The sequence below is a fragment of the Neisseria sp. P0001.S005 genome, from assembly GCF_051963715.1.
In genome coordinates this window covers 1-9338 of record NZ_JBQCTZ010000136.1, presented here as the reverse complement: position 1 = coordinate 9338, position 9338 = coordinate 1, and the positions used below count along the sequence as shown (strand labels likewise).

8 protein-coding genes are annotated in these 9338 nt (G+C 37.1%); all 8 read left to right on the top strand.

Annotated elements, in window-relative coordinates; genetic code table 11:
* Window positions 1-194 precede the first annotated feature (194 nt).
* The 8 genes from ACTHSP_RS14290 (at window position 195) to virB11 (ending at window position 9021) form a co-directional block, all read left to right on the top strand.
* Window positions 195-659, top strand: coding sequence for a hypothetical protein (locus tag ACTHSP_RS14290; protein WP_314512417.1), 465 nt, complete (start codon window positions 195-197; stop codon window positions 657-659).
* 11 nt (window positions 660-670) lie between these two features.
* Entirely contained in the window at window positions 671-1573 is a 903-nt protein-coding gene (locus tag ACTHSP_RS14285; RefSeq protein ID WP_440346319.1) for a virB8 family protein, read from the top strand.
* On the top strand, window positions 1573-2298 hold the full coding sequence (locus ACTHSP_RS14280; protein ID WP_440346318.1) for a TrbG/VirB9 family P-type conjugative transfer protein: 726 nt from the start codon (window positions 1573-1575) through the stop codon (window positions 2296-2298). Before ACTHSP_RS14285 ends, ACTHSP_RS14280 begins: the two co-directional genes overlap by 1 nt.
* A 2-nt stretch (window positions 2299-2300) precedes the next feature.
* Complete coding sequence (locus ACTHSP_RS14275) at window positions 2301-3449, top strand: TrbI/VirB10 family protein (RefSeq protein WP_107723253.1); 1149 nt, start codon at window positions 2301-2303, stop codon at window positions 3447-3449.
* Window positions 3450-3796: 347 nt separating this feature from the next.
* Window positions 3797-5488, top strand: coding sequence for a type IV secretory system conjugative DNA transfer family protein (locus ACTHSP_RS14270; protein ID WP_314512410.1), 1692 nt, complete (start codon window positions 3797-3799; stop codon window positions 5486-5488).
* A 63-nt stretch (window positions 5489-5551) separates the two neighbouring features.
* The gene (locus tag ACTHSP_RS14265; RefSeq protein WP_314512408.1) at window positions 5552-6193 is read left to right on the top strand and encodes a hypothetical protein; all 642 of its coding nucleotides are present in this window, start codon (window positions 5552-5554) and stop codon (window positions 6191-6193) included.
* An 18-nt stretch (window positions 6194-6211) separates the two neighbouring features.
* Window positions 6212-7918, top strand: coding sequence for a calcium-binding protein (locus ACTHSP_RS14260; protein WP_314512406.1), 1707 nt, complete (start codon window positions 6212-6214; stop codon window positions 7916-7918).
* An 83-nt stretch (window positions 7919-8001) separates the two neighbouring features.
* Window positions 8002-9021 carry a P-type DNA transfer ATPase VirB11 gene (virB11, locus tag ACTHSP_RS14255; RefSeq protein WP_049329383.1) on the top strand — a complete coding sequence of 340 codons (1020 nt, stop codon included), beginning with the start codon at window positions 8002-8004 and terminating at the stop codon, window positions 9019-9021.
* Window positions 9022-9338 lie beyond the last annotated feature (317 nt).

The window sequence follows — 9338 nt, the reverse complement described above, 5'->3', positions numbered from 1 at the left end:
ATTGGAGGAGAAAACAGCTGAAAACCCTTGTTTGGATTTCGGCTGTTGGAAGGAAAGGAATTTTGCAAAGGTCTCAGATTAAAATAATTAACAAGATTTTAACCAATAAAAATAACCAAACATGAATTGTCTTTTCTTCATTTTTAATTAAGATGCTTTGGTTGTAACTTAAGTTATTTTATAAGGTACTATGTATGTTTCTTTTAAGAACGCTGTTACTGTCTGCTAGTGTGGGCGCGCTAATGGCAGGTTGTGCAAATCAGTCTGCTCCAGATTTCCCAAGTTCATGGAGGCCATTAAATGAACTACCTGATCAGGTAACTGAGATTCCTCTTGTCAAACCTCATGTTTATCAAGTGACACGACTTGATACAACTGTAAAAGGTTTGTTGGAGCGTTGGGGAGAAGAGGCAAAGATGCCTGTTGTTTATGACTATACGCTTGATTTTACTTTGTATAAGAAAGTATCAACAATACGAAATACTGAGCTTGATAATGCCTTAAGTGAATTATCTAAACTTTATGAAGATAAAGGGATGGTTTTCTATGTTCAAAATGGTGTCATTATGGCGCATAAGAAAATGGATGTTGCTGTGAAAAACAGTGGGAAGAAAAAACATGAGAGATCAGCAAAAGCTGATGTAAAAACTCAAGATTAAAATGGAAATATATGTTCAAATCAAGTAAAAATACTACTGATGGCAATATCCAAAAGGCTGTAAAAAGATCTTTGGATTTTGAGACGACCTTGGTTGATATCCGCAAAAAAAGTGAGAAAAGGGCATGGATTGTTGCCGGTATTTCTACCTTCTCTTCTTTGTGTCTGCTTGGCGGATTATTTTATATTTTGCCGCTAAAAGAAAAAGAACCTTATCTTGTTATGGCTGATGTCTATACGGGACAAGCTACTGTTGCTAAGCTAGCCGGGGATTGGAATAATTTAGATATTACTAAAAATGAAGCGGTAAATAAGAGTAATATTTCTCACTTTATTATTGCTAGAGAATCTTTTGATAGTCAGATTATTTATGATAATGACTGGGCTACAGTTTATTCTATGTCGGTTGCTGGGGTATCTGACAGCTATCGCAATCTGATGAATAAAAGTAACCCAAATAGCCCATTTAATCTTTATGGATCTGCTCAATCAATTCGCGTTAAGATTTTGAGTATCGTCCTTAATAATAGCGGAAAGGCCGATGGTCGCGATGCCAGTGCAACAGTAAGATTCCAAAGATTTTTGTTAAATAAGAGTACTGGCATATCAAGATTTATGGATAGCAATGTTGCTACTCTGACCTATACTTATAATAGCAATTTGAAAATGGATGAAAAGTATAGGTTAAAAAATCCTCTGGGATTCCAGGTATTGTCTTATCGTGTTGATCCTGATGCTAGTGAATCACCTGTTCAAGATTTATCTTCAGATTATCTTTCTGCAGGAACATCATCTGAAAACCAGGCTCAGCAACAAGTACAAAGTGTACCCCAGCCCCAGTTAGAAGCTCCTACATCTGTAGATAATGATGTTCCTAATGCTTCTCCTATATCTGTTGAAAGTGGAAATCAATAATGTTAAGAAAAATGTTTTTAGCAACAGCAGCATCGTGTTTGTTGCAAGGAAGCGTCTATGCTGCAGCTATTCAAGAGTATACGTTTCAAGAAAATACAACTTATCCCGTTCATACGGCACAAGGCGTAGTCACACAAATTGAACTTGATTCTCGTGAAAAGGTTAAAGATTTTGGTGCAGGCCTAAGTGGTGGATGGGATTTGGTACGTAGAGAAAATGTATTTTATCTGCGTCCAAAGGCTGATGCAGTTGATACTAATCTTATTGTTCGTACTCAGGCTCACCAATATATTTTTGAGCTTAAGGTTATGAAAAATGTTGTTGGTAATTTAGCAGAAGCTTCAGACAAAGGGGTGAATTATCAAGTTAAATTCAGATATCCCGATTCTACGGATTTCAGTCTTCCTGCTAGTACTTTGGCTGGTTATAGCCTGAAATATGATTCTTCTAAAATCTATAATACTAATTATGATGTGGCTGCAAATGAAAAATCTCGTTGGCTAGTTCCTTTAAAAGTCTATGATGATGGCAGATTTACCTATGTCTACTTGAATAAGGGCAAGTTCACAGGTGATTTTCCTGCTGTTTATGGCAGAAAATCAGAGAAAGGAGCTGAGTTTGTCTTAAACAGTAATGTTGAAGGTAATGTAGTTATTGTCCATGGGACTTATCCATTCTTAGTTTTGAGACATGGAAATGATGTAGTTGGATTAAAAAGGAATTAAGAATGTCTGATAAGCTAAATAATGAACATCACAAAGATAGTGAATCATCACAAAATTTATATTCAAGCCAATACGAACAAGAACAATTGGCGGGACTTGAGGAGAATGCTCCTCAACTAAATGCTCCTGTTGATCGCACAGTCAACAAAAAAGCTATTGCGTTTATTGTAGCTGCAGGTTTTGGGTTAGCTGGGCTAGGGGCATTTGCTTATCATCAATTTAGTGGTTCTGATGAAGCTCCCCCTCCAGAACGTCCTCAGGTAGTTACTGTACCAGATTTACCTGCTCCGGAGCCTCAAGTTACTGAGATACCTCCAGTTGACTTAGTGGAAGAGCAGAAGCCTGATCCAGAGAGTTCTAAAACTACCGAATCTGTTAAGCCACCAATAGAAATATCATCTCCGCCGATAGTAGAGACCCCTCCGCCTATAATTCCTAATATTCCCGTGCAGCCTGTGGATATGTCTGCCAACACGGATTCTAAATTTGTTGAAGATGGGGAGGCTGCTCAGAAAGAGTCGGGAGCAAGCATAGCTCAAGCTAATGCTGTTCGTTATATGCATAACAGGGATAAATTACTTTTACAGGGTACTTATTTACGCTGCGTATTAGAAACTAAAATTGTTTCTGAAGTAAAAGGATTTACATCTTGTATTATCACTGAGCCTGTATATTCTGCCAGTGGAAAATATCTCTTGTTACCGAAAGGTTCGAAAGTAATGGGACAATATGGTTCCAGTAATCCTACTGGTCCGCGGATGGAGGTTATTTGGAATCGAATCATAACACCAGAAGGCGTTGATGTAACACTGGAATCTCCTGGAGTAGATAATCTTGGTGCAGCTGGCCATGTTGGTAAATTTAAGTCTCATTGGGGATCACGTTTGGCATCAGCTTTATTGATTAGTATGATTTCTGATGCTTTTAAATATGCTGCTACTGAATATGGCCCACAAGGACAAACGGTTACAACCAACACATCAACTACCACTAATCCTTACCAGAGTGATACAGCCAATACATTGAAGCAACAGGCTATCAATCAACTTGAGCGAAATAATGCTCGTCCCAATACAGTAACGATCAATCAAGGGACCTTGATTAATATTTATACTGCCCAGGACATTGATTTCAGTTCGGTTATGCAGTAATTTTAAGGGCCGTCTGTTTTTTCAGACGGCCTAATTATTAGGCGTTATCATAAAGAATAATTGCTGATGAAGCCTCTTGTCCTACTATTATCTATAGTTCTATTGCCAACTGTAGCCCTAAGAGTTTGTATAGAGCGGTGTGCATGAGTATTATCAAAATAGCAAAAAATATTTAGTTCAAACATACAGTGAAACTGCCAAGGATAGCACTAAAAGAGAGTGATAAATTTCATAATACACATTAGTAGAACTAACTGAGCTTTCCATTATTACCTTAGGCTGTCTGAAAACTAATATCTTCACTAGAAATCTAAAACAATCTATTCCTTTGACTTACAGGTATTGAAATGACTCTAAAAAACAAATCTATTATTACGGTAGTTTTACTATTAATTTCTTTCATATTAGGCTGTTACCTTTCAGGCTTTATCCTGCTGCAATGGTTAGGCTTAGATAAAACGCCCTTACTACTTACAACATGGTTTAAATACTATAATACGTTGGATATTCCTCAGGTTGCTAAATATTCACTGCAAATTAAAATATCAGGAATTGTTGGATTTGGTTTTACTTTTCTGATTGCCCTGCTTGGTTTAATTCCTATTTGGCGCACTGCCTCCCAAAGTCTTCATGGGGAAGCACGATTTGCAGGGATGGCTGATTTGACAAAAGCAGGATTTTTCAAACAAACAGATACTTCAATTGTCGTCGGTAAATACAACGGCAAATTGTTACATTACAATGGCCAGCAATTCGCATTGTTGGCAGCGCCGACACGTTCAGGTAAAGGTGTCGGTATCGTTATTCCGAACCTGTTAAGTTATAAAGGATCGGTAGTTGTTTTGGACATCAAACAGGAGAACTTCAATTTAACTAGCGGCTACCGCAAAGAAGTATTAGGTCAGGAAGTCTATTTGTTTAATCCGTTTGCAGAAGATGGAAGGACACACCGTTGGAATCCGTTTACCTATGTTTCTTCTGATCCTGACCAGCGAGTATCGGATTTAATGTCGATAGCTGCAATGCTATATCCTGATGGAGATAGCCGTGATAAGTTCTGGGTAGCGCAGGCAAGAAATACATTTTTGGCGTTTTCACTTTATTGTTTTGATGAGCATGAAGCAATGGCTGATTTTCCAATAGAGGGTAAAGAAAATGAGCCAGCCTGTACTTTAGGAAAAATATACCGCCTTTCATCAGGTAATGGAACAGAACTTAAGGAATACTTTACATCTCTATCACAACAGCCATACCTCAGCGAGGCTACAAAAACTGCTTTTTCTGGTTTAATCTCTCAAGAAAAAGAAACCTTTGGTTCTATCATGGGTACGTTTAAAGAACCCCTCAACCCATGGATTAATCCCGTCATTGATGCCGCCACTTCTGCTGATGATTTTCTGTTAACTGACGTACGTAAAAAGAAAATGACTATTTATATCGGCATTCTTCCTAACAAGCTTGCTGAATCAAGGGTCATTGTTAACCTCTTTTTCTCTCAACTTATCAACCAAAATACGAAAGAGTTGCCTCAGGATAACCCAGATTTGAAACACCAATGTATGCTGTTAATGGATGAGTTCACAAGTATTGGTAAAGTTGAAATCATTGCTCATTCTGTCAGCTATATGGCAGGTTACAACATTCGCCTATTTCCGATTATCCAATCAGTTGCCCAGCTGGATGCTGTTTATGGCAAAGAATATGCGCGTACTATTATCACTAACCATGCTTTGCAAATCATCTATACACCTAGAGAACAGCAGGATGCAAACGAATACTCCGAAATGCTGGGTTATACCACAGTGAAAAGAAAAAATATCAGCCGTGGTCGTGAACGTAGTGTCTCGGAAAGCGAAGAGCGCCGCGCACTGATGTTGCCGCAAGAGTTAAAGGCAATGAGCCAAGATAAGGAAATTATCCTTTACGAAGGTATGTCACATCCGGCGCAAGTGGGGAAAATCCGTTATTACCAAGATGGGACATTTACTAAACGATTGATGGGGTCAGTAAAGGTCGCCTCGTTAAAAGGAAAACGGTAATAGTAATGAAAGTTCGAGGCCGTCTGAAAATGAAATGTGCAAAATGACTAAAAAGGAATTTATATGAAGCTATTGGCAATTACAGCCATATTAACAGTATGTTTGATGACTTCCTGTACTCCTCAGATTAGCAATAAAAATATTAAGGATTCTTCTAAGACACAGAATATACAAAAGGGAATAACTATGGAACAGGTACGCAATCGTTGCCGAGGTATGTTGCACAAAGTAGAAAATCGGGATGATCTAATTAAGCAGATGTATGATACGGCCTTTAAAGATGACTGCCTATATGCAATGTATGCGTTAGAATTAGAAAATATTTGGAAAATTCCTGTTGTTGAAGGTTATGTCAATAATCATTTCGAAAATTTTGCTTCTCCTATCGGATTGTATGTGGCAGTACAATATAGTTCATATCAAACCAGTTTCATTATTTTACCGACCAAACAATATTTCAAAGAAAAAATAAGTATTTTCCCAGAAAACAGATTTCCCGACTTTTTACCGAAGCCTAAGGAGAAAGAAATGCCTCCTGAGTATGGGGATTATTATCCAAGACGTGAAAGTGACCCAATTAAAGAGCTGGTTGATTACTACTGGCGTGAAAACGGTCGTGAAATAATTGCAGCAAACAACGGTTCTGGAGCAATTACATCATTTACTTTTTATAGTAATACAGAAATGAGCCCGATGGGTTATTGATATCGAGACTAATATATTATGACTAAATTAAACGAAAAAGCAGAAACTCAATTAAGAATATTAGGTTTCCATAAAACACAATTCAATCCCACTATGTCAGAGTTGGACAGGATAAAGGCAAATTATGAGCTGGTTAGACAGATTAATCAGTTTAGCAGTAAAGGACAGGGTTTTTTCAAAGTCACAAATAGTAAGAGTAATGCGTATTATGAGCCTAACGATAGAAACATCTATTTCCGACCAGGAACAGAGTATACTACTGCCACAGCAGTAGCCCATGAAATAGGACATGGATTGGGTAAATATCAGGCTAAATCTGCTAGTTATTATAATACTGCTAAAGCTTATGCTCAAGCACGAGGCTATGGAGAAGCAGAGGCAATCTTTAATGAAGCACGTATGATTGCTTATGAAGAGCGAAATAATGGAAGTGCTTATAGTACTCAAATTAGCGGTGATCTTTATCCTTATATCAAGGGTAAATCTTTCGAGCAAGTTAAGGATTTGATTGCTCGCCAAAATATGTATGGTATGCGTCCAAATTCAGAAGAAAATGGATCGATTAGATTGAGTTATTATGAAAAGGATATTTATTACTTTCTGAATACCCGTACCAATTTTGCCAAAGACTTTTCTGAGGCATTCTTAAGGCCGGAAGATAAACAAGTATTTGTTAAACATATGGCAAATTATGACACTTTTGGAAATAAGGGTAACAATAAAATCGTTGCTGATGGATCATATAGCCGTGATAGTTTATTAATAGGCAGATCTAAGACTTTTTTAAAAAGTAGGGCATATATGTATGGAGATGCCGGTGATGATATTCTAAAAGGTACTAATCAAAATGACATTTTATTAGGCGGTAGTGGTAATGATGTATTAATTGGTGGTAATGGTAATGATATTTTAGCCGGTAATTCCGGAAGAGATAAATTGTTTGGTGGTAAAGGATATGACAAATATCGTGCTGACAATTTAGATATTATCCGAGATTCAGACGGCAAGGGTGAAGTATCATTGAATGGCTATATATTACAGGGTGGTGTACGTGATTTATCTCAACCAAACCGTTTCGTTTACCGTAGTGCTGGAATGGTATATGAATGGGATAGAAATACGGGGACATTAGATGTAAATGGTCTTAAAATTGAAAATTTCAAAAATGGGGATTTAGGTATTCATTTACAAGAAAAGAAAACAGGCCAATATAGTAGTGGTGTTAGAGATAGTAATAGTATTAGAGTACATTCTGCCACAGGAATAGATAGTTCTAAGATTTTACATCAACCTCAGAGCAACATAGCGCATGCTCCTGTTCCTGGCGATTGGGATAATATGCAATCTGTGAAGCCTTTAAAGTTGGAAGCTATCCCACAACATGCTCAAAATATCTATCAGCAAAGTAAACAAATTTTTACTGAATTCTGTAATAAAAAGGATATTAGCTACGATGAAAGAAGCTTAGATAATATTGCTATGGCACTGGCTGCTGAAGGGTACGCAAACAAGATGAGAGGTGCATCTCTAATTAATATTAAAGAAAATGGGCGTATTCTTATTGGTGATAAGGCTCCTGAATTAAGAACTGCTTCTGTGGATATGCAAAAAGCTGCAGTTACCCCGATAGAAGAAAGTCTTATAAAGGTACAGGTAACAGCTCAGCAATTTGAATTAGAAACACAGCAAAGACAGTTGGTACAAGTACAAGCTCGGGGAATATAGGTGTTTTTTAATCTCGAATGAAAAGCTTCCTCAAGTTTTAAATTTCATTATAATCGTATATTTCAAATCAATTTATTTTAACTATGGATGAATTAAACTCAACAATTTCAGCAGATTTCTTAGATTATCAATATGAAGTATTGGGAATTACCTCTTTCTTAAAAGATCCTGATGTGACTGAGATTTGTATTAATAGACCAGGAGAGGTATTTTTAGAAACCTCTCAGGGTTGGAAAAAGGTAGAAGTAAATACGCTAAACTTTGATAGGGCACGTCAGTTCTGTACTGCTGTTGTTAATGAAAGTAATACTGGTCAACGAATTACAGAAGCAGAGCCAATGGTGTCATTAACATTTCCAACAGGCCAACGGGCACAATTTGTAATTCCTCCTGCCTGTGATGCAGGAAAAGCTTCAATTACAATCCGTCTACCATCAAAACATACTAAGAGCTTAAGCCAGTATAGCAAAGATGGTTTCTTTAGTCAGATTATTGAGTTAAATGGAGAATTGTCTCCTCAAGATAAGGAATTAGTCGAACTGAAGAACAATCGGAACTACGAAGAATTTTTTAAAAAAGCCGTTGAATATAAAAAGAATATAGTCGTTTCAGGTGCAACTGGCAGTGGTAAGACTACTTTCATGAAAGCATTGGTTAATCACATTCCTTTAAGTGAGCGACTAATCAGCATTGAGGATGCTAGGGAACTATTTATTCCTCATGAAAATGTAGTTCATTTGCTTTACTCAAAAGGTGGACAAGGTAGTTCAAATATTACGGCAAAAAGTTGTATGGAATCCTGTCTGCGTATGAAGCCGGATAGAATTATTCTAGCAGAGCTACGTGGTGACGAATCATTTTATTTTATTCGAAATTGTGCATCTGGACACCCGGGATCTATTACAAGTTGCCATGCTGGTAGTACGGAACAAACATGGGATCAATTAGCATTAATGGTAAAAGCATCACCAGAAGGAAGTGGTCTGGAGTTTGAAGTTATTAAAAACCTTCTTAGGCAGACCATTGATATTGTTGTACACATTAAAGCTCATGCTGGACAACGTTATATTACGGGTATTGATTTTAATCCTATCAAAACTTGATATTGAACATGACGCAATTGAAGTAATATATCATTTGGATGATATAGAATGTGCGAAACATAAAAAGCAACCGTAGGTTTATGTTGTTAAGGTGAAGGCTTAAAGGCCGTCTGAAAATCTTTCAGACGGCCTTAATGCTTTACTATTTAAAACTTAAAAGTTTGTACATTAAATTCTTTTAGCGGAATTCAAACAGCTCTTGATGCAACGAGCGTATCTTAAGATTTCCTGCAATACTGCTTGAGACCTTTGCAAAATTCCCCAAAATCCCCTAAATTCCCACCAAGACATTTAGGGGATTTTTCATGAGTACCTTC

Excerpts from the sequence above, each read along its gene's own strand:
- ACTHSP_RS14290 (WP_314512417.1), top strand. The coding sequence starts at position 195 with ATGTTTCTTTTAAGAACGCTGTTACTGTCTGCTAGTGTGGGCGCGCTA.
- ACTHSP_RS14285 (WP_440346319.1), top strand. The coding sequence starts at position 671 with ATGTTCAAATCAAGTAAAAATACTACTGATGGCAATATCCAAAAGGCT.
- ACTHSP_RS14280 (WP_440346318.1), top strand. The coding sequence starts at position 1,573 with ATGTTAAGAAAAATGTTTTTAGCAACAGCAGCATCGTGTTTGTTGCAA.
- ACTHSP_RS14275 (WP_107723253.1), top strand. The coding sequence starts at position 2,301 with ATGTCTGATAAGCTAAATAATGAACATCACAAAGATAGTGAATCATCA.
- ACTHSP_RS14270 (WP_314512410.1), top strand. The coding sequence starts at position 3,797 with ATGACTCTAAAAAACAAATCTATTATTACGGTAGTTTTACTATTAATT.
- ACTHSP_RS14265 (WP_314512408.1), top strand. The coding sequence starts at position 5,552 with ATGAAGCTATTGGCAATTACAGCCATATTAACAGTATGTTTGATGACT.
- ACTHSP_RS14260 (WP_314512406.1), top strand. The coding sequence starts at position 6,212 with ATGACTAAATTAAACGAAAAAGCAGAAACTCAATTAAGAATATTAGGT.
- virB11 (WP_049329383.1), top strand. The coding sequence starts at position 8,002 with ATGGATGAATTAAACTCAACAATTTCAGCAGATTTCTTAGATTATCAA.